24 protein-coding genes and 1 tRNA gene are annotated in these 24,251 nt (G+C 49.7%); all 25 read left to right on the forward strand.

Annotated elements, in window-relative coordinates:
• Window positions 1-6: 6 nt before the first annotated feature.
• The 25 genes from GJT30_01085 to pheS all read left to right on the forward strand — a co-directional run bounded on the left by GJT30_01085 (window position 7) and on the right by pheS (window position 24,216).
• Window positions 7-1,401, forward strand: a complete 1,395-nt coding sequence (locus GJT30_01085) for a response regulator (protein ID MSM38205.1) — start codon at window positions 7-9, stop codon at window positions 1,399-1,401.
• A 233-nt stretch (window positions 1,402-1,634) separates the two neighbouring features.
• On the forward strand, window positions 1,635-1,859 hold the full coding sequence (locus GJT30_01090) for a prepilin-type N-terminal cleavage/methylation domain-containing protein (GenBank protein ID MSM38206.1): 225 nt from the start codon (window positions 1,635-1,637) through the stop codon (window positions 1,857-1,859).
• A gap of 28 nt (window positions 1,860-1,887) precedes the next feature.
• Window positions 1,888-2,247, forward strand: coding sequence for a hypothetical protein (locus GJT30_01095; GenBank protein ID MSM38207.1), 360 nt, complete (start codon window positions 1,888-1,890; stop codon window positions 2,245-2,247).
• Window positions 2,248-2,311: 64 nt separating this feature from the next.
• On the forward strand, window positions 2,312-4,048 hold the full coding sequence (locus GJT30_01100; GenBank protein ID MSM38208.1) for a hypothetical protein: 1,737 nt from the start codon (window positions 2,312-2,314) through the stop codon (window positions 4,046-4,048).
• Between the two features lie 210 nt (window positions 4,049-4,258).
• Entirely contained in the window at window positions 4,259-5,050 is a 792-nt protein-coding gene (locus tag GJT30_01105) for an ABC transporter permease (protein ID MSM38209.1), read from the forward strand.
• Window positions 5,051-5,053: 3 nt separating this feature from the next.
• The gene (locus GJT30_01110; GenBank protein ID MSM38210.1) at window positions 5,054-5,944 is read left to right on the forward strand and encodes a hypothetical protein; all 891 of its coding nucleotides are present in this window, start codon (window positions 5,054-5,056) and stop codon (window positions 5,942-5,944) included.
• A complete protein-coding gene (locus GJT30_01115) occupies window positions 5,931-6,842 on the forward strand; it encodes an ATP-binding cassette domain-containing protein (protein ID MSM38211.1) in 912 nt (303 codons plus the stop codon). The genes GJT30_01110 and GJT30_01115 overlap by 14 nt, the downstream gene beginning before the upstream one ends.
• Complete coding sequence (locus GJT30_01120; protein ID MSM38212.1) at window positions 6,842-7,693, forward strand: decaprenyl-phosphate phosphoribosyltransferase; 852 nt, start codon at window positions 6,842-6,844, stop codon at window positions 7,691-7,693. The genes GJT30_01115 and GJT30_01120 overlap by 1 nt, the downstream gene beginning before the upstream one ends.
• Window positions 7,683-8,600: a glycosyltransferase gene (locus GJT30_01125; protein MSM38213.1), complete on the forward strand. Its 918-nt coding sequence runs from the start codon at window positions 7,683-7,685 to the stop codon at window positions 8,598-8,600. The genes GJT30_01120 and GJT30_01125 overlap by 11 nt, the downstream gene beginning before the upstream one ends.
• 91 nt (window positions 8,601-8,691) lie before the next feature.
• A complete protein-coding gene (locus GJT30_01130) occupies window positions 8,692-9,471 on the forward strand; it encodes an ABC transporter permease (protein ID MSM38214.1) in 780 nt (259 codons plus the stop codon).
• Window positions 9,472-9,475: 4 nt separating this feature from the next.
• Entirely contained in the window at window positions 9,476-10,723 is a 1,248-nt protein-coding gene (locus tag GJT30_01135; protein ID MSM38215.1) for an ATP-binding cassette domain-containing protein, read from the forward strand.
• Window positions 10,724-10,754: 31 nt separating this feature from the next.
• Window positions 10,755-12,059 carry a radical SAM protein gene (locus GJT30_01140; GenBank protein ID MSM38216.1) on the forward strand — a complete coding sequence of 435 codons (1,305 nt, stop codon included), beginning with the start codon at window positions 10,755-10,757 and terminating at the stop codon, window positions 12,057-12,059.
• Window positions 12,060-12,119: 60 nt separating this feature from the next.
• Window positions 12,120-13,070, forward strand: coding sequence for a glycosyltransferase (locus GJT30_01145; GenBank protein ID MSM38217.1), 951 nt, complete (start codon window positions 12,120-12,122; stop codon window positions 13,068-13,070).
• Window positions 13,071-13,130: 60 nt separating this feature from the next.
• Window positions 13,131-14,006, forward strand: a complete 876-nt coding sequence (locus tag GJT30_01150; GenBank protein MSM38218.1) for a glycosyltransferase — start codon at window positions 13,131-13,133, stop codon at window positions 14,004-14,006.
• A gap of 1 nt (window position 14,007) precedes the next feature.
• Complete coding sequence (locus tag GJT30_01155) at window positions 14,008-14,982, forward strand: glycosyltransferase (GenBank protein MSM38219.1); 975 nt, start codon at window positions 14,008-14,010, stop codon at window positions 14,980-14,982.
• Entirely contained in the window at window positions 14,957-16,114 is a 1,158-nt protein-coding gene (locus GJT30_01160) for a glycosyltransferase (protein ID MSM38220.1), read from the forward strand. The genes GJT30_01155 and GJT30_01160 overlap by 26 nt, the downstream gene beginning before the upstream one ends.
• On the forward strand, window positions 16,074-17,231 hold the full coding sequence (locus GJT30_01165) for a glycosyltransferase (GenBank protein MSM38221.1): 1,158 nt from the start codon (window positions 16,074-16,076) through the stop codon (window positions 17,229-17,231). Before GJT30_01160 ends, GJT30_01165 begins: the two co-directional genes overlap by 41 nt.
• A gap of 43 nt (window positions 17,232-17,274) precedes the next feature.
• Window positions 17,275-18,630, forward strand: coding sequence for an NAD(P)-binding protein (locus GJT30_01170; GenBank protein ID MSM38222.1), 1,356 nt, complete (start codon window positions 17,275-17,277; stop codon window positions 18,628-18,630).
• Between the two features lie 61 nt (window positions 18,631-18,691).
• Window positions 18,692-19,771, forward strand: a complete 1,080-nt coding sequence (locus GJT30_01175) for a glycosyltransferase family 9 protein (protein MSM38223.1) — start codon at window positions 18,692-18,694, stop codon at window positions 19,769-19,771.
• Window positions 19,772-19,829: 58 nt separating this feature from the next.
• Window positions 19,830-19,904 (forward strand) — tRNA-Val (locus GJT30_01180).
• Window positions 19,905-19,944: 40 nt separating this feature from the next.
• A complete protein-coding gene (gene thrS, locus GJT30_01185) occupies window positions 19,945-21,879 on the forward strand; it encodes a threonine--tRNA ligase (protein MSM38224.1) in 1,935 nt (644 codons plus the stop codon).
• Window positions 21,880-21,890: 11 nt separating this feature from the next.
• Entirely contained in the window at window positions 21,891-22,409 is a 519-nt protein-coding gene (locus GJT30_01190; GenBank protein ID MSM38225.1) for a translation initiation factor IF-3, read from the forward strand.
• A 25-nt stretch (window positions 22,410-22,434) separates the two neighbouring features.
• Window positions 22,435-22,632: a 50S ribosomal protein L35 gene (rpmI, locus tag GJT30_01195; GenBank protein MSM38226.1), complete on the forward strand. Its 198-nt coding sequence runs from the start codon at window positions 22,435-22,437 to the stop codon at window positions 22,630-22,632.
• Between the two features lie 141 nt (window positions 22,633-22,773).
• Window positions 22,774-23,127, forward strand: a complete 354-nt coding sequence (gene rplT / locus GJT30_01200) for a 50S ribosomal protein L20 (GenBank protein ID MSM38227.1) — start codon at window positions 22,774-22,776, stop codon at window positions 23,125-23,127.
• A 72-nt stretch (window positions 23,128-23,199) separates the two neighbouring features.
• Window positions 23,200-24,216, forward strand: a complete 1,017-nt coding sequence (pheS, locus tag GJT30_01205; protein MSM38228.1) for a phenylalanine--tRNA ligase subunit alpha — start codon at window positions 23,200-23,202, stop codon at window positions 24,214-24,216.
• The last annotated feature ends 35 nt before the right edge of the window (window positions 24,217-24,251 follow it).

The raw sequence follows: 24,251 nt of genomic DNA on the forward strand, positions 1-24,251 counted from the left end.
GGAAAAATGGAAACGAAAATTCTGGTCGTTGATGATGAATTGAGCATGCGGGAATTCCTCTCCATCCTCCTGGAGCGTGAGGGATACCATCCCGATCTGGCAGACAGTGCCGAATCAGCGCTGAAACTGCTGGAAACGGAAGACTACGAACTGGTCATATCCGACGTCAATATGCCTGGGTTATCCGGGTTACAGCTCTTGGAGCAGATCAAGAAGATTACACCCGATACTGCTGTCCTGCTCATTACAGCCTATAGCACGGCTGAACAGGCGGTCGAGGCGATGAAGCTCGGTGCTTACGATTATATTGCCAAGCCGTTCAAGGTCGAAGAGATCAAGGTCCTGGTCAGGAATGCGCTGGAAAAGCGCATTCTCGTCCAGGAAAATGTGCGGCTTCGTCGTGAAGTTCAAGAGCGATATAGTTTCAGTGGATTCATCGGGAAAAGCGTCAAGATGCAGGAGATCTATGCCCTTATCGAGAAGGTCGCTGCCAGTACTGCAACGGTACTGATCCTCGGCGAGAGCGGCACCGGCAAGGAACTGGCTGCCCGCGCCATCCATTATAACGGTCCCCGGAGAGAGAAACGCTTTGTTGCCGTGAATTGTGGCGCCATACCTGAAAATCTCATGGAAAGCGAACTGTTCGGGCACCGCAAGGGTGCCTTTACTGGCGCCGTTGCCGACAGGGCCGGTTATTTCGAGCAGGCTGAAGGGGGGACCCTTTTCCTCGACGAGATCGGCGAGGTGCCGCTGCAGCTGCAGGCTAAGTTGCTCAGGGTGCTGCAGGAGCGGGAATTCAGACGGGTTGGCGACAGTATTGACCGTAAGTCCGATGTCCGCATCATTGCGGCGTCAAATCGCGATCTTGAAGAGCAGGTGAAAGAAGGGGGGTTCCGGGAGGACCTCTATTATCGCCTTGATGTGGTCCAGGTTATGATGCCGCCGCTCCGGCAGCGGCCCGAGGACATACCAATCCTTGTCGAACATTTTTATCAAAAATTTGCGGGGAAACCTGAAGGGCGGCAGATCATCACCAATGATGCGCTGAATGTCCTGATGGCGTATCCCTTCCCGGGAAATATCCGCGAACTGGAAAATCTGGTGGAGCGATGCCTGGTTATTGGTGATCGTACCATCACCCTTGACGCACTCCCGAGGCAGATACTTGATTTTCAAAGGAGATCGAAATCAAGTGACTTAATCTTAATTCCGAGTGAGGGAATCAACCTTGAGGCATTTCTGAACGAAATAGAGAAAAAATATCTGCTTCAGGCGTTGGAACAGTGCGAAGGTGTGAAAAAGAGAGCAGCGCAACTGCTCGGGATGTCGTTCAGATCGTTTCGTTATCGTTTGGCAAAGTTCGGTATGGATGACGGGGAGGAAGAGATGTCAATGCGGTGACAAAAAATGTCACCATCTGTGACGTTAATTTGAAATTAATAGGTAGCTTGCCAAGAGAGAATTTAAGTATATATTCGTATTTAACTGAAATTATTGGTAAATATTATTTTGTTTGACTTGGCATGTATTTGGCTTCTAGATCATAAATAGATTCGCTAAAGTCTTCAGGAGCTTGTTCCGATACATCAAGAAAATTCACTTTAGCAAACAAACCAGCAGAAAGGAGAATCCAGATGTTGAAAAAAATCAGAAACAACAAAGGCTTCACCCTTATCGAGCTGCTGATCGTCGTGGCGATCATCGGCATCCTGGCGGCCATCGCCATCCCGCAGTTCTCGTCCTATCGTGAGAAGGCTTACCATAGCGCCTCAACCAGTGACTTGAAAAACATCAAAACCGGCAATGAGGCGTATATGGCTGATAATCAGGAATATCCTGCAGGCCTGGCTTTCCAATAAGACTTATATAACAGTAAGGGAGATAACCATGAAAAGAACTCTTATAGCAATTTCGTTGGTTTTAGCTGCTGCCTCTACGTCATTTGCTGCTGCAACTGCTAATATTGTCTGGGCTGATGCCGGTAAGAATGTAGTAGGCGGAAATGATGCATCTGTAACTACACCAAAGCAAATTGGCAAACTGTCAACTGGGGTCAGTATGGCGTTCAATACTGCAACTACTGGTTATGCTTTGATTACACAACACAAAAATGGTGTAAAGGCTTTTGGTACTTCTGCCGATAGTACTGCCATTTATCAGATGCCCGTGACCAAAGAAGCTACCACCGCAGCTCCAAACGCAACAACTTCTGCAGATTTTTTGACTGGTGATTGGACGTCAATGTAGTGTAGATAATTATTTTCTCAAAGCGGGGTGCTTCGGCATCCCGCTTTTTTTGTGATAGGTGTCTATGCCGCAGAGACTAAGACCTTCCACATTTATCTTGATGCTCATCTTTGTCGTCCTTGGCGTCTATTATCAATCAATTTTTTCACCCATTAACTCTGTTGACGATTCAGGGATGCTGCAGTTTCTTCTGAACAGCGATATATTCACTTTGCAAAACATATTTGTCCCGGGTGGTTCAGGGAGTTATTATCGTCCCATCTTGCTGTTGTCTTTTATGATGGATAAATTCGTCTGGGGGCTGGAAGAAAGCTTCATGCACCTGGAAAACATCATCTTCCATCTTGTCAATACCCTCCTGGTTTATGCTGTTGCCCGTCGGGCCGCTGGTTTCCTGCCTAATACACCACCGGTTGCTCCATTTGTGGCGGCAATGTTTTTTGCCATCCATCCGCTTAATACCGAGGCGGTAAACTGGATCTCAGGCCGGACTGACCTGCTGGCCGGATTTTTCCTGTTATTAGCAATGTATCTGCTTCTAATGCGGCCACTGAGTTTGTTTCAGTCGTTAATATCGTCACTATGTATGTTGCTTGCCTGTCTTGCCAAGGAAACAGCAATCTTTTTTCTTCCCGCTGCTCTGCTCTTCCCGTTTTTCATTTCTGCAGCCAGAACTGATGCAGCTCCGCTCCGTTCCGTTTTTCGAGGTTACTGGTTCCATTTCATTGTGTTCTGCTCAGCAGGTGCTATCTATTTTGTCTTTCGTACGCGGGCATTCTCCAAAGGTGATCAAGGTGTTGCCCGGGTGATAACCCACGTTGGCGGATCCGAGAGTGCCGGTATTTTGATTAATGCAAGGCTGGTTCTAAAGGCAACCGGCTTTTATGCAAAAAAAATCTTGGTCCCTTTTCCCCTTAATTTTGGGATCATTCACGTTTCAGATGCCTATCTGCCGCTTGGGCTTCTTGTACTGGCGGGTATCATCTGGCTTATGACCCGGCGAACTTTGCCGGCATTTTTTGTGATATGTGCGGGGGCTGTCGGCACATCTGCGTTGATGATCCCGTTGCTGCGCCTGACCTGGACTCCGCTGGCCGAGCGCTATATGTATATTCCTTCCGCATTTTTTCTGGTGGGAGTTACATTGGCGGTATCGCAATGGGAATGGCACCGGAAGTATCAAGTGCATCTGGTCATTGCCGTATCGTGCCTTGTTGCAATTGCACTTTATGGTACTGCCACTCGCAATCTACTCTGGCAGGATAATCTTGCTCTGTTTCAGGATACTCTAAAGAAATCACCTGGTTTTATCCCTGCGCAAAATGAAATTGCCAATGCGTTGCATCATAGAGGTAAACAGAAGGAAGCAGCTGCCATCTATAAATCATTCAATGAAACAAATGGCCTTATCAACGCCCAGTACGGGCTGAAAAACAAGGCGTTTGCATTGATGAACGAAGGTAATTTTACTGAGGCCCATGTTATTTTAAAGCAATTGATGGCTAACCCTGGCAAGCATGAAGTTGCCATACTGTTGCAGGTACTGGAACTCAATAAAGTTCAGGTAATGGCGAACAAGGCAACACTCAAAGACGTCTATGCTGAATCAGTTACAACGCTAACACGCCTCATTGAGCTTACCGGCGACCCTTTTTATCTCTATCGTCTGGGGATTGTTCATATGCAGGCGGGAGAGAAAAATAGAGCACTAACGGCGTTCAATGCCGTTATTCAAACCGCCCCTCCTGCTGCCTATTACCGTAAACCGGCCGAAAAGCTGGCGAAAGAACTCGGGAAATGAAGGTGTTTGCGCCAAGCCCGTTAGTGGACTATGATACATGATAACCCTACGCCTCAACATGCAAATCCGTTTTATCATCGAGATCCCTTTGACCGCTTGCTTATTGGTCAGGCATTTCGGATAATCAGACGATTGTAACGGCAGACAGAGTGCAGATGATCTGGTAGTACGCGACATGTCAGCTTGAGAATAGCCGGAGGTTGTTGAAACATGAGATCAATCATTCTTATCACTCTGAAAGGGATCTTTCGCGACCGCGTATTTCAGGGGATTATGGTGACAGCATGTGCATTCCTGCTGATCCCCGGCATCGCTGCACTCTCCATGCGCCAAGTGACGGAACTTTCCTTGACCCTGTCATTATCCCTGCTTTCATTCATCCTGTTGCTGTTGGCAGTGTTTCTGGGTGGTACGTCACTCTGGAAGGATATTGAAAGGCGCTATACCTTCAGTGTACTGGGTCTGCCGCTCTCGCGACAGGGGTATCTGCTGGGGCGCTTTGGCGGCACGGCTCTCTTTGTGCTTCTGGCGGCAGTTGTTATGGGAATCGCAGCTTGTGCGGTGGTTGGTTTTACATCTGCACTCCATCCGCCTGACAGGCCAATCGTCTGGGGCACTATGGGCCTCTGCATTCTGTTTGATGCCTTGAAATTCATCCTGCTGATTGCGGTGGCCTTTCTTTTTTCCACAGTCAGTACCTCCTTCTTTCTGCCGGTTTTCGGCACGATCGCCACGTTTCTGGCCGGTGGTGTCACGCAACAGGTCTATGAGTACATCAACTCACCCACTTCAAAAACCCTGTCGCCCACAGTTAAGCGGATTGCCTCTGGTCTGTATTACATTCTTCCCAATTTCAGTGCCTTTGATTTGAAGGTAAATGCGATTTACGGTCTCCCGGTTCCGGTTGACGGACTGTTGTTGACAATGGCCTATTTTGTTGTCTATGTGGGGATTCTGCTTTCTCTTTCCGCTGTCATTTTCCTGCGGCGTGAAATGAGGTAGCCGATGCTCAAAACAGCCTCCATTGCCTTTGTCTGTATGCTTTTGTACGGCATTTTGGCCATTCCGCTCACAACGTATATGCATAACAAGCCGTTCGTGGAAAAGCTGGGCTATGTTCCTTCAGTTACGGCGCTCAAGTCAGTCGCAGCGGATCATAAAGAACTGGTGGCTGCTTCGCTTGTGCTGAAGGTTTTGATCTACTTCGGCGGGCTTATAGAAAAAGCTGATAACCAACTGGAAATTCCGCCGGACTACATGTCCATGTCCCGGTTGTTGCATGGCGCTGTCAAGCTTGATCCCTACAACATGGACGCTTACTATTTTGCACAGGGTTTTCTGACCTGGGATGTCAGGCAGATTAAGTTGGCAAACGATCTTCTGGACTATGGCATGAAGTACCGCACCTGGGACTGGTATCTCCCCTTTTTCGCCGGGTTCAATAATGCTTTTTTTCTGAAAGACTATGCTGCGGCTGCCAGGTATTATCAGCGCGCCGGCGAACTCTCCGGATCCGATCTGTCCAGGCTTCTGGCCGGGCGCTATATGCAGGAATCTGGGCAGACTGAGCTGGCCATAAGCTATCTGTCGGCTCTGCTGAAGGGTGAGACCAATCCTGCACTGAAAAAGAATTATCAGCTCCGGTTGACAGCTTTTCGTGAGGCGCGTCGCATTGAAGTGGCCAGGGAGCGATACCGGGAAACGCGGGGTGTAATGCCGGCAAAGGTTGAACAGCTGGTTTCCGGAGGGTTTCTCTCTCCCCCTCCAAGAGACCCTTACGGCGGGCAGTTTTACCTGGAAGCGGACGGTAAAGTCGCAACAACCAGTAAGTACGCTTTTGCCGGGGTGAAGAAAAATAGCACAGAAACAGCGGGAGAGCCTGATGAACGCCATTGAGATATCCGGTCTTTACAAGCAGTTTACCGGGAAGCGGATGACAAAGGTCGATGCACTGAAAGGTCTTGATCTTGAGATTGCCAAGGGAGAAGTTTTCGGTTTTTTAGGACCAAATGGCGCCGGTAAGAGTACTACAATCAAGCTGGTTATGGGGTTGTTGCGGCCGACCGCCGGGTCAGCCCAAATTATGGGCATTGACGTATCTCGGTCCGATTCCCGCATCCAGGTCGGATATCTGCCCGAAAACCCGGCATTTTATGACTACCTGAGTGCAGATGAGTATCTATCTTTTGTCGGATCACAATTCAAAATGGATGAGAAGTTATTACGCCGTCGCTCCGAGGATGTCCTGAAACGTCTTGACCTGTGGGAAGCCCGCAAACGGCCGATGCGGGGGTACAGCAAGGGGATGGTGCAGCGGGTTGGGCTTGCCCAGGTGCTTATCCACGATCCGGAGGTCTATATCCTTGACGAGCCGATGAGCGGCCTGGACCCGCTCGGAAGGGCCCTGGTCAAGGATATCATCCTTGACCTTAAAAGGCAGGGCAAGTGTGTCTTCTTCAGTACCCATATCACCGATGATGTGGAGAAGGTCTGCGACAGGGTCGGTATTGTCGTCAAAGGTTCACTCGTGGCACTTGATACGGTAGAGAATGTTCTCAGGCGCGGAGTGGAGGGGTATCTCGTTCAGATTTCTGTAAGAGATGCTGAGAACCGTTCCGTTGAAGGTTTTGAGCCCATTCGGGAGCACGAGACAACCTTGGAATATTATGTCCAAAAGGAGGATTTCAACCGGTTCATGACGCAGGTGTCGAAACGTGGCTTTGAGGTTACTCTAGTCGAAACAAGGCGTAAAGATCTTGAAGATTTTTTCCTGTCTTTGGTGCAGGGATCTTGATGCGGTTGATCACTGTGGTAGTACAACTTCTTAGGGTTCCCCAATGGCTCAAGAACCTGATGTTGTTTTTCCCCCCCTTCCTGGGCGGAACCTTAGTTGACTATCACGTTCTGCTGAAAGGAACTGTCCCTTTTGCTGCATTCTGTCTCGGTTCCAGTGCCGGGTATATTTTCAACGATATCCGGGATATGGAAAGCGATGCCATGCACCCTCGAAAAAGTCGTCGACCGATCGCCTCGGGGAGGGTTACCGCATTGTCTGCCTGGTGTTTGTGCGCTGGGCTTCTTTTGATTGCGGTTTTTCTGTCATTTCAGGTTTCAACCCGTTTTCCGCTTTATCTTATACTTTATCTCCTGATCACTGTTGCGTACACGCATCTGTTCAGGGATGTTGCCGTGATCGACCTCCTCTGCATTTCGAGCGGTTTTGTGGTTAGACTTCTTGCTGGAGGAGATGCATTCGGCATAGCGGTTTCAGATTGGCTACTCCTTACTGTTTTTCTGCTGGCGGTGTTTCTCAGTACGGGAAAACGTCTGAGTGAAAAACTCTCTTTGGGCGATTCGGCAGGAGAGCACAGAAAATCACTTTCCACCTATCCCGATGGGTTCCTTGACGGCACCATGTATATGACCGGCGGTGCCGTTCTCGTAACCTATACCATGTATGTGATAGTCAGGAGTTTTATGGTGTATACCGTCCCTCTCTGCTGTTTCGGATTGCTTCGATACATTTATCGGGTCAAGAGTGGCAAAGGCGGAGACCCGACTGATTCTCTTCTGCATGATGCGCCGCTGCTGGTGATAAGTGTAGCCTGGGCAATCATGGTCGCTTGGGGAATATATGGCAAATAACGGGTTCAGGGCCACTGTGCTTCAGGGATTGTATCGGGTCTTTCCGTTCAACCTTTCTGGTGACTGTGTTGTGAATCTTGCCAGTGATGGGATAAGAATTTCGTGTGTCATAAACTTTTATGGTCGTCTCGACCTGCTTTCCGGCATCCTTCACTCCCTTGCAGACCAGACCATGCCAATCGACCGCTTTGAGGTCGTGCTTGTCGAAGACCGAGGCGGGACCGAGGATGGGAAGAGATGCGCAGAAAGCTTCTCATCTGTCCTTCAGATGCGATACATCCCTCTAGACGGGAATTTCGGGAAAATGGGATATTCACGCAACACGGGGTTGGCAGGTAGTCGTGGGGAAATCGTCTTGTTTCTGGATGACGATACCGTGATTTTACAAAAGGATTTTCTGGAAAGTCTTGACAGGATATTTTTGTCTAATCCCGCCGTGGATGCGGTTGCCCCCTGGGGAAGAGCTAGTTATGCCCTGCTTGTTGACCGATATGACTATCACGATCCCTTTTTTATGACCAGCAGGTGTACTGCTTACCGGAGATCTGTTCTTGCCAGCTTGGGGGGATTCGTGTCGGATTTTGTCGGCCAGGAGGATGTGGAGTTCGTCACCCGGTTCACCATTGCGGGGAAGTCGGCCATGAACTGTGGCGAACTCGCCTACTTTCATCCGCCGATGCTGGTGCCAAACTTGAGAAAGCCGAAGGCAGTCGGGTACTCATTTTACGGGCTAAAGCATCGTTATCCCTTTGCAATATGGGTATTGTTGCTTGCAAACTGTGCCAGACATGCTCCGTTATTGCTTCTTCCGATTCGCCGCTTTCGTGAGCAAGGGAGGTTTGGATTTGGTTTTCTTTGTGGAGTCATTGAAGGGGTGCGCGGTGGGGAAGCGCAATACTATTCATGAAATCTAACAGGTGTTTTCTATGAGTAAACCGAAGATCACGATATATACTCCTGATTCCTCTCTCGCCAATCCTTTAAAGATGCTACGGGAGATGTTTTCTGATCTGGTCAGGGGGCGGGAACTTGCATGGCGTCTGGCGGTGCGCGATATACGCGCCCAGTATCGCCAAGCCATTCTCGGAATACTTTGGGCTTTTATCCTGCCGCTGGCCAATACACTCGCTTGGCTTTTTATCAGCTATTCTGGCATTGTTGTCGTTGCAGACACCTCTTTGCCATATCCTGTCTACGTTTTTTCTGGCACCATGCTATGGGCAATTTTCATGGATGCCTTGAACGCTCCGTTACAGCAGGTAGAAGGGGCAAAAAACATGCTGGCCAAACTCAACTTTCCGCGTGAGGCATTGATTCTGTCTGGCATTTACCAGACGCTTTTCAATGCCGCCATAAAAATTATTCTGCTGCTGGCGGTAGTGATAATTCTTGGTGTATCACCGGGGTGGGGGGGGCTACTGTTTCCTTTCGGGCTTCTTTCATTAATCATGGTTGGTACTGCTATAGGATTGCTCATTACGCCTGTCGGTTTGCTCTATACTGATGTTGGCCGCGCATTGCCTTTATTGATGCAGTTTCTTATGTATGCTACACCGGTGGTTTTTCCTGTGCCCAAAATAGGGTGGGCAGCCACTCTATTTACCCTCAATCCTTTGACTCCCCTTATTCTGACATGCCGTGATTGGCTTACAGGGACATCACCCGAATACTTGGGAGCCTTTCTGTTGGTCAATGCCGTCACTATTGCAGTGCTATTTCTGGTATGGATGGTGTACCGGCTCGCCATGCCAATTCTCATCGAACGGATGAGCGCCTGATACCATGAATGAAACCTTGCTAAAAGTTGAAGGAGTTTCTAAGAAGTTCTGCCGATGCCTGAAAAGGTCTCTGTGGTATGGGATGCAGGACGTTAGCAGTGAACTGCTGGGGCGTCGACATGGGGGCAATGGCGAACTCCGACTTGACGAGTTTTGGGCTGTCAAGGACGTCAATTTTGAGTTGAAACGCGGTGAATGTCTGGGATTGATCGGTCACAACGGTGCTGGCAAGACTACCCTCCTGCGCATGATTAATGGTCTGATCAAACCTGACCAAGGGAGGATCGAGGCGAGTGGCAAAATGGGTGCGCTTATCGCTCTAGGTGCCGGTTTTAACCCCATTCTGACGGGACGTGAGAATATTTATGTCAATGCATCGGTACTTGGTCTTTGCAAACGGGACATTGATGAAAAGATTGACGAGATCATCGATTTTGCGGAGTTGGGAGAATTCATTGATTCGCCTGTACAGAGTTATAGCTCTGGGATGGTGGTCAGACTCGGTTTTGCGGTGGCGATTAAAACACAACCGGACGTTCTCCTTCTTGATGAAGTGCTTGCCGTAGGCGATATCAGTTTCCAGGTGAAGTGCTTTAATGCGCTAAGCTATTTCAGGGACAGGGGTACTGCATTTGTTCTGGTCTCTCACAATATGCACCAGATATCACGATTTGCGGACAGGGTGCTATATTTAAATAAAGGTCAGGTTGTTAAGCTGGACAATGTGGATAGCTGCATTAAAAAATACCATCAAGACCTTGAGATGTTGGAGCCATTAATCGAAAACGGTTTTACATGTTGGGATAAATCCATTGGCTCTGGAAAAGTCACCTTTATCGCTGGCAAGTTTTTAAATAGTAGGGGGGAAGAGGTGGTTGATATTCTAGCTGGGGATGGCGTGACCCTGGTGGTTGATTATCAAGTAATGGGAAAAATTCCACGAGACCCGTCCCTCGATATTCTGATTCGTGATCAGGATGGAGTATTGTTTCAAGGTACCAACAACGATGCAGGACAACCATTTGGAGAAATTCCTGACAAGGGCAGTTTTCACGTGCATTTCCCATTTTTACCTGTAAATGTTAACTGGCTGGATTTCTTTTTCTGCTTGTTGGACAAAAATACGTGTGAAGTTTATGATTGGAAGCGGCACTTTCGGTTAAATATCAAAGGGAGGGATACCCATATCGGCAGATTGCACATACCGGTGCAATGGGATGTCAAACAAATGTTTCCGTTGGAACACCAATGATGACCTTAAATGATATTTTGAAGATAATATTGTGAATATACTATTTCTCACTTCAGCAGCTCCTGATAAGTCTGGATTTTTTACCACAGAAAAACGCCCTCCGATCGGCCTTGGCTATCTTATTTCTGTTGTAAAGCAAGCCGGCCATCAAGTCTTTTTTAGTGATGAGTACCTAAAGCCTACCAATATTCTGGAAACTGACTTTCTTGTACGCAACAACATTGAGCTGGTCGGAATCTATGCTAATACCATCTGCTATGATGCAACGCTCTCCATGTTCAGGTCGTTACATCGTAAGCGAGAGCAAAAAGAGTGGAATGGGCGAATAATTGTGGGCGGTCCACATACATCCGTAGGCTGGGAAGAGATTCCCGACTATGTAGACCGAATAGTAATTGGCGAAGGAGAAATCTCAGTCCCCAAAATCATAAACGGAGGAATTGGCGAACGTTTGGTTATTGGAGAGAAAGTTGAAGATCTTGATTCCTTGCCGTTACCGGCATGGGAGGAGTTCATTCACCGCCCATATGACTGGACTCACCCATGGTATCCTTCATATCCGGTTTACACATTCAACACGAGTCGCGGCTGCCCTTTCGACTGCACCTTTTGTTCTGTCAAATCCATATGGGGAAAAAGCTACCGCTACATGTCCGCCGAACGTGTCGTTCACGACATTGAACACATGATCCGCTACTATGGTGCACGAGGGATCTACTTCAGAGAGGATCATTTTACCCTCAACAAGAAGAGGACGGTAGAATTTTGCGAACTCTTGCTCAGGAAAAAAATCAGGATTGACTGGTTCTGCGAGACGCGTGTAGATCAGTTAAACGATTATGATTACCAGAAGCTGATGGCGGATGCCGGGTGCCGGGTCTTCTATATCGGTGTTGAAAGCGGCAGTTCTCGGATGTTGGAGTTTTATCGCAAAGGGGAGACCCGTGAACAGTTTATCCGGGCTTTTGAAATAGCCAGAAAAGTTGGGATAAAGACCTATGCTAGTTTTGTTGTTGGGGTTCCAACCGAAACCGAAGATGATCTTAGGCAAACTGAAGATCTGATAAAGGTTTGTAACCCAGATTATATTGGGAAGAATGTCTATCTAGGGATTCCAGGAAGCGAGCTGTACGACTTTGTTCGGGAAAATAATATGTATGAGTTCGAGGATAATAAGCACATCCTATATCCTGTGGGTTTTAAGAGGAATGCGTTAAAATATTATGGGAAGAACAGCTATCTTGACCTGTATGAGTTGCCGTCTGCATTCTCACATATCATAAAATTGTTAAATAAATCTATGCAGTGTCGACTTAAATCAGTTTTGTTCCGGTGAAAGATTGGGATGCACTTGTGATTATTCGGCGGATTCTTGTTCGGGGCTTGAGGATCTAATATGAGTACACATTTGGTTTCGGTCCTTATGGCTGTTCATAACGGTCAGGAATTCCTACAGGAAGCAATCGACAGCATTTTGAAGCAGATTTACCAAAATATTGAACTGATTGTTGTTGACGACGCTTCCACAGACAGCAGTCCAGAGATTCTGCGAAATGTAATCGATCATCGTCTCCGCATTATCACCATGAGCAGTAACGTTGGGCTTGTTGACGCCCTTAACCTTGCACTGTCCCAAGCACGGGGTGGCCTGATTGCTCGCATGGATGCCGACGACGTTGCGCATTCGGAGCGGTTGGCTCTGCAGGTTAAAAAAATGAGCAGTGACCCGTCATTGGTGCTGCTAGGGACGTCCGTTGAGTATATCGACGCCCAGGGGCGACTTCTTCATATTGAAACCTTCAACACCGATAATATGGCACTCCAGAGAATTCTGGCAGAAGAAGGCAATCATTTCTGCCATTCCAGTGTGATGATGAGAACCGAGGCGGTCCGTAAGGTTATGGGGTATCGCAGCATTGCTGGAAGATATGCGCAAGACTACGATTTGTGGTTGCGTCTGGCCGAAGTTGGAACTGTCGCAAACCTGCCGGAACCGTTGCTCCGTTACCGTGTTCATGAGGGCCAACTCTCCTTTCAGAAGCTTGTACCCCAGCGTCGTTCGGCCGAAATATATAAAGTGCTTGCAAGGCAAAGGCGTCTCACTGGGCGTGAAGATTATCAGGCAGCTTTCAAAGAGGTGGATACCAGAAAAAGAGTGTTGAGACACGCCGTTGTTGGTGATCTTCTTCGTTTGTGCGATCTCTTTGCCCGAATGGGGCGGACTGACCGGGTATTTTTCATGCATATGAGAGCATTTTTGATAGCGCCGTTTAGCCCGCTTATCATTAGTTTGATGCGCAACTGCATCCGCAGGCGGATTAGCTCACTGAGCACGATGTGGCATTGATAAGATAAATATTGCGGATAGCCATGAATTCGGGATCTGTTTGGAGCGTCTGAAAATCCAATGGCAAAAGCAAAATTCAGGATAGTTGCAATAATCTCGGCATATAATGAAGAAGATGTCATCTATCAGGTTATCGGTGACCTTGTTCAGCAGAATATTGAAGTATATCTGATTGACAACCGGTCAAAAGACCGGACAGTTGAGGAGGCGTCCAGATGGTTGGGGAGGGGGCTTATTGGTTTTGAAACTTTCCCCCCTGAAATCGGTAGCGACCAGGAGAGTGAAAGGTTTGTCTGGACCGATATCTTGAAGCGGAAAGAGCAATTGGCTTTGGAACTTGGGGCTGACTGGTACATTCACCATGACGCAGATGAATTTCGTGAATCACCATTTCCGTTGGTTTCTCTGTATTCCGGTATAAAACTGGCCGATTTTTTCGGATTCAATGCAATTGATTTCGCCTTGCTCAATTTCCGGCCCACAAATAATGATTTCACCAAGGAGGATGATGTCAGAAAGCAGCTTGTCTCCTTCGACTGGGGGGCAGATTTTGACAGTTTGCAGATCAAGTCGTGGAAAAACAGCGGAAATCCTGTAGATTTAACCACTCATGGCGGGCATTCGGTACTGTTTCCGCATCGCCGAATTTTCCCGCTTAAATTTGTTCTACGCCATTATCCGATCCGTAGTCAGCTGCATGGAATGGAGAAAGTGCTTAATAACAGAAAAATGCGTTTTGTGGAAGAAGAGCGGTGTAAGGGGTGGCATCTGCAATATGACAGCATCGATGAGGAATATGATTTCCTGTACAAACCGGAAAACCTTCATAAGTATCATCCTGTCTTCACCCGGCTGCAGATCCTATGGTTCAGGCTTGTAAACGGCGTGAGAATGCTGTTTAGGTATTTATCTGAATCACTATCGGGGCATCACTGATATGAATGACGAACACTCGGTAATAATTCCCATGAGCGAACCGACTGTAACGGTCATCATGCCAGCCTATAATCATGAACAATATGTTGGCGAGGCTATTGAGAGTGTGCTTAAACAGACTTTTACCAATTTTGAGTTAATAATAATTAACGACGGGTCTACAGATGGTACCGCCGCAAAGGTTCAAAGTTATGCCGACCCCCGCATCCGCTATTATGAGCAGGAGAACAGGGATGCCTATCATGTGCTTAACAGGGGGCTCGGGCTTGCCAGGGGGAGGTATGTATCCATCATCAACTCAGATGATCTCTATGCTGCTGAAAGGTTGTCTTTCCTTGTTGACTGTATGCGACAGAGCAATTGCAATTTCATTATCACAGATGTCGAATTGATCGGAGATGATTCACTTCCGATCGATGACCAAAACCATTGGTTCCATCAATGGTTCGGGCGGCTCAAGGATATATTCGGTCAGTCTGCTTCTGTTGAAAGTGCACTGCTTTCAGGCAATCTTGCTGTGAGCAGTTCAAACTTTTTTTTTGATCGAGACGCAGCGGTCAAGGTCGGACTTTTCAGACAATATCGTTACGCTCATGACTATGATTATGCATTAAGGGCACTGAAAGTATATGGAAGGGGCTTTGTTTTTTATCCGGGCAAAAAGCTTGTCTCATACAGGGTGCACGGCAGTAATACGATCAGGGAATCTACGGGGGCAATCTATGAGGAAACATTGTCGGTATTGATTGATTATGTGACTGGAACGATATCAAACAATGAAGACAAGGCCTTTGTCAGCAAGGTGTTGAAGCTGATGGGCGAGACGAGCATCTTCGAGCTGAAGAAAAGAGACTCTGCCATCAAAACCCTGAACAGTTTAACTGGCACAGTCAGCTGGAAAATTACCGAACCGTTGAGATCATTGGGTAAATTATTAAATATTAACAGGAATGGACAGGATTGTGGTTTCTCCTAAAGTATGCGTCATCGTAGTCACCTGGAACAAGAAAAGCTTTGTCACTGCTTTGGTGGGACAGTTACAGGGGGTCAACTATCCGAACTATGACATTGTGGTAGTTGACAACGCTTCTTCAGACGGTACATCTGAAGAGATTGCCAGACTGTATCCCGGCGTTAGGATGATTCGTAATAGTGAGAATCTGGGAGGAACTGGCGGGTTTAATACCGGGCTTGTGCATGCACTGCAAACAGGTGTCTATCAATATGTCTGGTTATTGGATGATGATGTTTCAATATCTCCAGATGCCCTCCTTGAGCTTGTTTTGGTTCTCGAAGGTAACTGTCGCATCGGTATAGCCGGTTCAGCCATGTTTGACAGCAGCAGCCCGGAACGGTTGATAGAAATTGGCAATTTCATCGATTTGAAGCGTGGCAGGTTTAGTGGCAACTGTCGGTACTCAGATTCGACAAGTTGCGATCAAGATATATATTTTGTCGATTCAGTTTCGGCTTGTTCCATGTGCGTTCCTGTTGAGGCAATCATGTCGGTCGGTATCTGGGACGATTATTTTTTCCTTTATTGTGATGATGTTGACTGGAATATCAGATTTAGAAAGAAAGGTTATCTTGTCGCTGCAGTTCCAAAGTCAAAGATATGGCATATGCCATGGGAATTTAAGTCCGGATTTAACACCGTCTATTATGCTACCAGGAACAAGCTGTATCTACTGAACAAGCATCTGCAAGGGTTTGAAAAAATCTTTGGGCTTTTCTATGCACAGGCTGCGGCGCTCTATTTTTCCCTGAGATTTATATTTAAGAAACAGTTTTTTGCGTCCCTGTTGATGCTGCAGAGCGTGATTGACTACCTCCAGCGGAAGAGCGGAAAATTTGCAGATAATGAACTATTGGCAAGACTAGAAACTTCTGCCTTGCACAAGTCATATCATATATGGCTTTTTATGGTATTAAAGATCACCTTACTCAATGTAGAGGTAATGGCAAAAGTGGGCTATGGCAGGGTGGCTGGCACCTTTATAGAGTCTGCAAGAATTGTATTCAGCTATATGCCATGGAGGCATAGATTGAAGATTATTAAAACAATAAATGATTTCTATTTGTGGAGAAGTCAAAACCATGTCAGGTAAGACAGCTGTTCTTTATGCCACTTGTTATCTGGACGTAAGTGGTGTCACAAAAATCAATTTTGATATTTTGAAAAATCTCAAGCAAGCCGGTTTCGATATTCATGTATGTGTAACAGACGACGACAGTCACCTGATTAACAATTGGGATCTTTTCTTTCATCTGTATATCAAGAAACCTTTTAAATTGAGAAGGTCAACGGGTCCCCTGTTTGATGTCTTTTGTGATTACTTAGATAAAAACAATATTTCATGCATATACAATACGCATTCGCTGTGGCTCTATGAGCAGAGCGGAATGTTGAAGAAAAGATTCCCTCATCTGAAAATCGTGGACTCCCTGCATGTTCTGGAACCTTACTGTTTCAGGGGAGGGTATCCGGACATCAGCGCCAACAGGCATATTCACCAGAATATCGACCGGTCAATTCTGATCTCTGAAGATTTGAAAAAGCACATAATCAATAATTACGATGTTGATCTTGCAAAACTATGCGTTGTAAGAAATGGTATCGACACTGATAAATTCAGGCAGCAGGAATGCTATAAAGACAAGTTTAAGCAAGAACTTGGATTGAATCGAGATGATAAGCTGATTGGGTTTGTTGGAAGGTTGACCCATCAGAAACGCCCGCTTCTTTTCCTTGAGACAGCCTTGAGCATAGCCAAATCCGAAAAAAACTCCTATTTTTATATGATTGGCGATGGTGAACTGTGCAGCAGTGTTACTGCATTCATAGCAGGCAATAAATTGCAGCGACGGGTTTTTCATTTCGGGCAGAGAAACGATATCGATTTTGTATTCAACTCCACCGATATCCTCATGCAGCCATCCGCATATGAAGGTGCTCCTTTGACTATTCTAGAAGCGTTGGCAACAGGGGTAACAGTGGTGTCTTCGGACGTAGGCGCAATTCGCGAATATGTCGGTCAGTGCAGCGTATTGGTGCCGCGAACAAGTGAAGCGATCGAGTCAGAGCTGTTTTTCGCTGAAGTGCTTGCAAAGCTTGATTCTCCTGCTGACCCGGAACATGGATGCAGGTATGTGCGCGAAAACTATGATCTCAAAATTACCAGTCAACAATATCAGCAGATACTTTTGGATGTTCTTTCAGGTTGAGTTACCCATAAAATATCTCTAGAGTTGCAACTTGGGATCCCTTATGAAAATCCTTATCATCGGTGCCGGGCCGTGTGGCCTTGGGGCGGCATACTATCTGGACAAGCTGGGCCATGCGGACTGGCGGATTCTTGAACGGAGCGACCATGTCGGCGGGCTTTCCGCCTCTTTTCAGGACAGCAGCGGGTTCACCTGGGATGTGGGGGGGCATGTCCTGTTCTCGCACTACGATTACTTCGACTGCGCGGTCGAGGAGTCGCTGGGGGATTCATATTACGAGCATCTGCGCGAGAGCTGGGTCCACATCCTCGGCACTTGGGTCCCGTACCCGTTCCAGAACAACATCCGGCACCTCCCGGATGAAGCTTTGCAGGAGTGCCTTCTGGGTCTGCGGTCGCTGTCCGGCAACCCCTCCTTAGCCGCAAATTTCCGGGAGTGGATGGAGTCTGTATTTGGCGCCGGGATAGTCAAGTATTTCATGGAGCCATACAACAATAAGGTTTGGGGGATGCCGCTCGAATCGATGAGCAGGGAGTGGATCGGTGAGCGGGTCAGTGTGGTGGACCTTGGCCGGATCGAACGGAACATTGCGGAGCAGCGCGACGATGTCAGCTGGGGGCCGAACAACCGGTTCCGGTTCCCACGGCACGGTGGCACCGGAGCGATCTTCGAGGGGATCGTGCGGCCTTTCAGGGACAGGATCCGCTTCGGTTCCGAGGTGATCGGGATCGATCTTGACCGGAAATCCGTGACCTGTTCGGACGGTTCGGTCCATTCCTATGACCTGCTGATCAATACCTCCCCGCTCGACCTGTTCGTTACAAGATCCCGTGCCGTCCCTGATCAGGTCCTGGACGCCTGCCGGGATCTTGTCCATAACAGCGGATTGATCGTCGGGCTCGGCTTTTCCGGACATCGGGTCGATCCGAAATGCTGGATGTATTTCCCCGAGGATACCTCTCCCTTCTACCGGGTCACCAACTTTTACAACTATTCTCCGTACAACGTTCCGGGTGGCGATGTCGGCAGATTCTTCTCCCTGATGTGCGAAACTACCTATTCTCAGCATAAGCCTGTGGAGCGTTCGACAATTATCGATTCGACCATCGATGGTCTGGTCAACTCGGGGATGATCGAACCCAGACAGGGAAAAGATATTGCCAGCAGCTATCTCATCGATATCCCGTATTCCTACCCGGTTCCATCATTGGGAAGGGACCGGGCCATCGCCCTTATAAACCCCTTCCTGGAGTCAAAGGGGGTGTATTCACGCGGGCGTTTCGGCGGGTGGAAATACGAGGTCGGGAACATGGACCATTCGTTCATGCAGGGGGTTGAGGTCGTCGACCTGATTCTGAGTGGAACTCCGGAGAAGACCTACCCAGGGGGGAAAGCATAGTGGTGTACGAGCGGAAACATCACGATCAGTGCTGGGAAATATCAGAGTGAACATCCGCTTGATGAAGAGCCTGGACCGGATCGCCGGCACCCTGCTCGTGCGGGTGCTCCCTGCTCCGGCTTCGGCACCGGTCCCGGCGTCTCCGACCTCTTTCCTGCTGATCCGGCCGGGCGGCATAGGTGATGCGGTCCATCTGGTCCCGGCAGTCCGGGCGATCCGCAAGGCGTTTCCCTTGGTTGCCGTCGATATACTCGCGGAAAGGCGCAATGCGGCGATATTCGCCCTTTCCGAGGGGGTGCGCCGGGTAATCCGTTATGACGTGCCGGCAGAGTTCCTCTCTCTATTCTGGGAAAAATACGATCTGGTTATCGACTCCGAACAGTGGCACCATCTGTCTGCCGTGGTCGCCAGGCTAGTGCAGGCACGATACCGTATAGGTTTCAACACGAACGAACGAAGCCGCTTATTTAACTGTTCGATTCCGTATTCCCACGAAGACTACGAGGTTGATAGCTTCCTCGGCCTTCTTGGACCGCTCGACATTCCAGTAAGTGAAATAACCGAACTTCCGTGGTTGGTTGTCCCACCTGATGCGTCATCGCAAGCGGATTCATTGCTTGCACCTTTGCAGGGAAAACGGTTTGTGGTGATATTTCCTGGGGCAAGTATACCGGAGCGCAGATGGGGGGAGGATCGCTACCGCATCGTAGCCGGAATGCTTGCCTCTGAAGGTATCTCTACTGTTGTCGTTGGAGGTGTAGCTGATGCCACAGATGGCGAGGAGATTATTCGCGGCCTGCAGGGCATGAACGTGGCGGGAAAGTGCTCACTTGCTGAGACTGCAGCCGTAATCGAGCGCTCCGCAGTCCTGGTGAGCGGTGATTCCGGCATCCTCCACATTGGTGTTGCTCTCGGCAAGCCGACGGTGTCCCTCTTTGGGCCGGGGATTGCGGCGAAGTGGGCACCTCGGGGGGCAGGGCATATTGTCCTCAACAGGAACCTTGATTGCTCTCCGTGCACCAAATTCGGCACGACACCACCTTGTCAAGATGGTGTCCGCTGTATGGCCGAGATAACGGCGCAGGAGGTGGTGGCCGCGGCAGAACGCCTGATATTCCCTGCGGAAGCTGTCACAGGCTGAAATAAAAGTGCTTGACATTCCGGGAGGCAGTTGCTAAAAAACATAACGTTTTGCTTACAGGCGCGTAGCTCAGGGGGAGAGCGCTACCTTGACACGGTAGAGGTCGGCGGTTCGAGACCGCCCGCGCCTACCATGCATTCATGTCGCAGTACGAGACAGGGGCATCGGAATCGATGCCTCTTTCTGTTAAGGGGCTGCTGATGGAACTATCGATAACGCTTCCGGACGGTTCGACCAGGACACTGCCAGCAGGTGCAACGGTGCGCTCTCTTGCCGCTTCCATTGGCGCAGGCCTCGCAAAGGCGGCCATTGCGGGGAAGCTGAATGGCGAGCTGGTTGATGTGACAGCACCCCTTGTCGATGGTGCGCAGGTGGAGATCGTTACGGACAAGAGCCCCGAGGCGCTGGAAATCATACGCCATTCCACGTCACACCTGATGGCACAGGCGGTCAAGGAGCTCTTCCCGCAAGCCAAGGTGACCATTGGTCCGGCAATCGAGACAGGCTTCTATTACGATTTCGATGTTGAGCAGCCATTTACTCCGGAAGACCTGGAGAAGATCGAAAACCGGATGCGGGAACTGGCCAAGGCAGATATTCCAGTGCAGCGCGAAGTGCTGTCCAAGGATGATGCCATAAAGCTCTTTTCCGACATGGGGGAAGGGTACAAGGTGGAGATCATCTCCGCGCTAGACGCCGAGACGGTTTCTCTGTACCGCCAGGGTGGCTTCGTCGATCTCTGTCGCGGTCCGCATGTTCCGTCCACCTCGTTCTGTCGGGCATTCAAGATAACATCCCTTGCCGGGGCTTACTGGCGAGGCGACGAGAAGAACCGGATGCTGCAGCGGGTCTATGGGACCGCCTTTGCGGACAAGAAGGAACTCGATGCCTATCTTGCCCGTATCGAAGAAGCAAAGCGTCGCGACCACCGTAAACTCGGCAGGGAGCTGGACCTCTTTTCGTTTTCCGACGAGGTGGGAGCCGGATTTGCCATCTGGCACCCGAAGGGTGCCATGCTTCGCACCATTCTGGAAGACTTCGAGCGGAAGGAGCATCTGAAGCGGGGTTACGATATCGTAGTCGGTCCGCAGATCCTCAAGACCGAACTCTGGCAAAGATCCGGCCACTACGAGAATTATCGCGAAAACATGTATTTCACCGAGGTCGACGAGCAGGGGTTCGGTATCAAGCCGATGAACTGCCTGGCGCATATGATGATCTACAAATCGCAGCTGCGGAGTTATCGCGATCTGCCCCTCCGTTTCTTCGAACTCGGCACGGTTCATCGCCACGAGAGGGCCGGCGTACTGCACGGGTTGTTGCGTGTCCGCTGTTTTACCCAGGACGATGCGCACCTCCTTTGCACCCCTGATCAGCTCGATACGGAAATAAAGGGGGTCATCTCCTTTGTTAATGACGTGATGGCCATCTTCGGTTTTGAGTACGAGATGGAGCTCTCCACACGGCCGGAAAAATCCATCGGCTCGGACGAGGACTGGGAGCGGGCTACCAATGCCCTGCTCGGCGCGTTGAAGGACAGTGGTCGCCCCTTTGAAATCAATGAGGGAGATGGCGCATTCTACGGTCCCAAGATCGACATCAAGTTGCGCGATTGTCTTGACAGAAGGTGGCAGTGTGCTACAATCCAGTGCGATTTTACGCTGCCTGAGCGGTTTGACCTGACCTATGTTGACGCAAACGGCGAGCGGAAGCGGCCTGTCATGGTGCACCGGGTTATTCTGGGCTCCATTGAGCGGTTCATCGGGGTTCTCATTGAGCATTTTGCCGGGAATTTCCCTGTCTGGATCTCGCCGGTTCAGGCCATTGTTCTGACCGTGACCGACAACCAGCAGGAATACGCCAAGCAGGTGTACGAAACCCTTCGCAAAGCCGGGGTTCGTGTCCAGAAGGATTTCCGCAACGAGAAGCTCGGGTTCAAGATCAGGGAAGCCCAGCTGCAGAAGGTTCCTTACATGCTGGTCATCGGAGACCGCGAGGTGGAGACCAAGACGATCGCTCCCCGTTTCCGCGATGGCAGCAACCTCGAAACGATGTCTGCAGAAGCATTTGCCGAATATATTGCCAGGGAAGTGGCTAGTTTTCATTAGGAGGTGGCATCATAGCTAAACCGACCGTAAACGTGAATCAGGCCATACGGGCCAGAGAGGTCAGGGTCATTGGCCCTGAAAGCGAGCAGATCGGGATTCTCTCTCTATCCGAGGCCCTGGCGCTGGCAGCCGAACGTGAACTTGACCTGGTGGAAGTTTCCCCCACGGCTGTTCCGCCGGTGTGCCGGATAATGGATTTTGGCAAGTTCAAGTACCAGCAGAGCAAGAAACTGCAAGAGGCCAAGAAGAAACAGGTCCATGTGCAGCTCAAGGAAGTAAAACTCCGCCCCAAGACTGACGATCACGATCTGCAGTTCAAGGTCAAGCACGTGAAGCGTTTCCTGGAAGAGGGGAACAAGGCCAAGATCACGATGGTCTTCCGTGGGCGTGAGATAACCCATACGAATATCGGGCAGAGCATCCTGGACCGCATAGCCGAAGAGCTTCAGGATGTGGCCATAATTGAAGTCAGGCCGAAAATGGAGGGTCGCAGTCTTTTCATGATTGTGGCTCCGAAAAAAATAGGATAACAAAACGTAGACGAGGAGAATGACCATGCCGAAAATCAAGACCAACAGGGGGGCTGCAAAGCGCTTCAAGAAGACCGGTACCGGTAAGATCAAGCGCAGCCATGCCTTTACCAGTCACATCCTGACCAGCAAGACCCGCAAGAATAAGCGCAATCTCCGTAAAGGTGCCATTGTGGAGGCCGTTGACCACAAGAACATCGCCAGGCTTATTCCGTACATGTAAAGAATGCGGAGATGGGTCGTGAAGAGAGCCGGGACCGGCAAACCTTCATGGGTCATCCATCCGCTCGAAGAGTTGCTGTGAACCGTGAGGAAACGTCTCCCCTTGCGGATCCGGTGAAATACCAGAATAAAGGAGTAGCAGATGCCAAGGGCAAAACGAGGATTTAAAGCGAGACAGCGCAGGAACAAGGTGTTGAAGCTTGCCAAGGGGTACCGCGGCGCACGGAGTAAATTGTTTCGGAGCGCCACGGAGGCGGTGGACCGAGCGTTAAACTACGCTTTCAGGGATCGCCGGGTTAAGAAGCGCGATTTCAGGGCTCTCTGGATCACGCGCATCAACGCGGCCGCCCGTACGAACGGACTTTCCTATAGCAGGTTGATCCACGGGCTCAAGTTGGCCAACGTGGGGATCGATCGGAAGGTTCTGGCCGATCTGGCGGTTACCGACCCCCGCGGGTTCACCGAGATCGCCAACGTGGCCAAAGCCAATAACTAACGGCAACACAGCGATACGGGGGAAATGGGGGCAGACCTCATTTCCCTTTTTTTTGTCAAAAGGCCATAGACTATGCACGCACAACTGGAAGAACTACGCGGCCGAGCGCTTGCGGAACTCGATGGAGTCGTGACCGAAGAGGCGCTGCAGGCCTTTCGGGTCAAGTACCTGGGGAAAAAGGGGGAGTTGACCACCGTCATGAAAGGTGTTGGTGCACTCCCCCCGGAGGAGCGCCCCCGTCTTGGACAGGTGGTAAACAGCATCAGGGACCTTCTTGATGAACGGCTGGAAGCGGCCCAGATAGAAATCCGCAACAGGGTCACTGCTGAGCGATTGCAGAGCGAGCGTCTCGATGTCAGCCTGCCGGGACGTCAATACCCCCGTGGCACCAAGCATCCTGTGACGCTGGTTATCGAAGAGGTCAGCGAGATATTTGCCGGTCTCGGCTTCCAGGTGGCCGAGGGTCCGGAGGTCGAACTCGACTACTACAATTTCGAGGCACTCAATTTCCCCAAGGACCATCCTGCCCGCGACATGCAGGACACCTTCTTCGTCGAGAACAACCTGCTGCTCAGGACCCACACCTCTCCGGTCCAGATCCGTACCATGCTCAAACATGCACCGCCGGTGCGGGTCATAGCCCCCGGCACGGTCTACCGCTGCGATTCCGATGCCACCCATTCTCCCATGTTCCACCAGATTGAGGGGTTCATGGTCGACAAACGGATCACCTTTGCCGATCTGAAAGGGATTCTGACCATTTTTGTCACCCAGTATTTCGGCAAGGGGATTGGCGTGCGTCTGCGCCCCAGCTTTTTCCCGTTTACCGAACCCTCTGCCGAAGTGGATATTGCCTGCGTCATCTGCAAGGGGAAGGGGTGCAGGGTCTGCAAGCAGTCGGGTTGGCTCGAAATCCTTGGTGCCGGCATGGTCGACCCGGAGGTCTTCCGTCACGTCCAGTACGATCCCGAGTCGGTAACCGGTTTTGCCTTTGGCATGGGGATCGAACGGATAGCGATGCTTAAATACGGCATCAGCGACATGCGTCTCTTGTTCGAAAACGACCTCCGTTTCCTGCGGCAATTCTGAGTCACTGCGCACCATAACCGCAACTAATCCATGGA

This window comes from Geobacter sp. (assembly GCA_009684525.1).
In the GTDB taxonomy this organism is placed as follows: Bacteria; Desulfobacterota; Desulfuromonadia; order Geobacterales; family DSM-12255; genus Geoanaerobacter.

Bases quoted from the DNA above. Each gene is read 5' to 3' on its own strand.
- GJT30_01085 (MSM38205.1), top strand. From the start codon at position 7: ATGGAAACGAAAATTCTGGTCGTTGATGATGAATTGAGCATGCGGGAA.
- GJT30_01090 (MSM38206.1), top strand. From the start codon at position 1,635: ATGTTGAAAAAAATCAGAAACAACAAAGGCTTCACCCTTATCGAGCTG.
- GJT30_01095 (MSM38207.1), top strand. From the start codon at position 1,888: ATGAAAAGAACTCTTATAGCAATTTCGTTGGTTTTAGCTGCTGCCTCT.
- GJT30_01100 (MSM38208.1), top strand. From the start codon at position 2,312: ATGCCGCAGAGACTAAGACCTTCCACATTTATCTTGATGCTCATCTTT.
- GJT30_01105 (MSM38209.1), top strand. From the start codon at position 4,259: ATGAGATCAATCATTCTTATCACTCTGAAAGGGATCTTTCGCGACCGC.
- GJT30_01110 (MSM38210.1), top strand. From the start codon at position 5,054: ATGCTCAAAACAGCCTCCATTGCCTTTGTCTGTATGCTTTTGTACGGC.
- GJT30_01115 (MSM38211.1), top strand. From the start codon at position 5,931: ATGAACGCCATTGAGATATCCGGTCTTTACAAGCAGTTTACCGGGAAG.
- GJT30_01120 (MSM38212.1), top strand. From the start codon at position 6,842: ATGCGGTTGATCACTGTGGTAGTACAACTTCTTAGGGTTCCCCAATGG.
- GJT30_01125 (MSM38213.1), top strand. From the start codon at position 7,683: ATGGCAAATAACGGGTTCAGGGCCACTGTGCTTCAGGGATTGTATCGG.
- GJT30_01130 (MSM38214.1), top strand. From the start codon at position 8,692: ATGTTTTCTGATCTGGTCAGGGGGCGGGAACTTGCATGGCGTCTGGCG.
- GJT30_01135 (MSM38215.1), top strand. From the start codon at position 9,476: ATGAATGAAACCTTGCTAAAAGTTGAAGGAGTTTCTAAGAAGTTCTGC.
- GJT30_01145 (MSM38217.1), top strand. From the start codon at position 12,120: ATGAGTACACATTTGGTTTCGGTCCTTATGGCTGTTCATAACGGTCAG.
- GJT30_01150 (MSM38218.1), top strand. From the start codon at position 13,131: ATGGCAAAAGCAAAATTCAGGATAGTTGCAATAATCTCGGCATATAAT.
- GJT30_01155 (MSM38219.1), top strand. From the start codon at position 14,008: ATGAATGACGAACACTCGGTAATAATTCCCATGAGCGAACCGACTGTA.
- GJT30_01160 (MSM38220.1), top strand. From the start codon at position 14,957: ATGGACAGGATTGTGGTTTCTCCTAAAGTATGCGTCATCGTAGTCACC.
- GJT30_01165 (MSM38221.1), top strand. From the start codon at position 16,074: ATGATTTCTATTTGTGGAGAAGTCAAAACCATGTCAGGTAAGACAGCT.
- GJT30_01170 (MSM38222.1), top strand. From the start codon at position 17,275: ATGAAAATCCTTATCATCGGTGCCGGGCCGTGTGGCCTTGGGGCGGCA.
- GJT30_01175 (MSM38223.1), top strand. From the start codon at position 18,692: ATGAAGAGCCTGGACCGGATCGCCGGCACCCTGCTCGTGCGGGTGCTC.
- thrS (MSM38224.1), top strand. From the start codon at position 19,945: ATGCCTCTTTCTGTTAAGGGGCTGCTGATGGAACTATCGATAACGCTT.
- rpmI (MSM38226.1), top strand. From the start codon at position 22,435: ATGCCGAAAATCAAGACCAACAGGGGGGCTGCAAAGCGCTTCAAGAAG.
- rplT (MSM38227.1), top strand. From the start codon at position 22,774: ATGCCAAGGGCAAAACGAGGATTTAAAGCGAGACAGCGCAGGAACAAG.
- pheS (MSM38228.1), top strand. From the start codon at position 23,200: ATGCACGCACAACTGGAAGAACTACGCGGCCGAGCGCTTGCGGAACTC.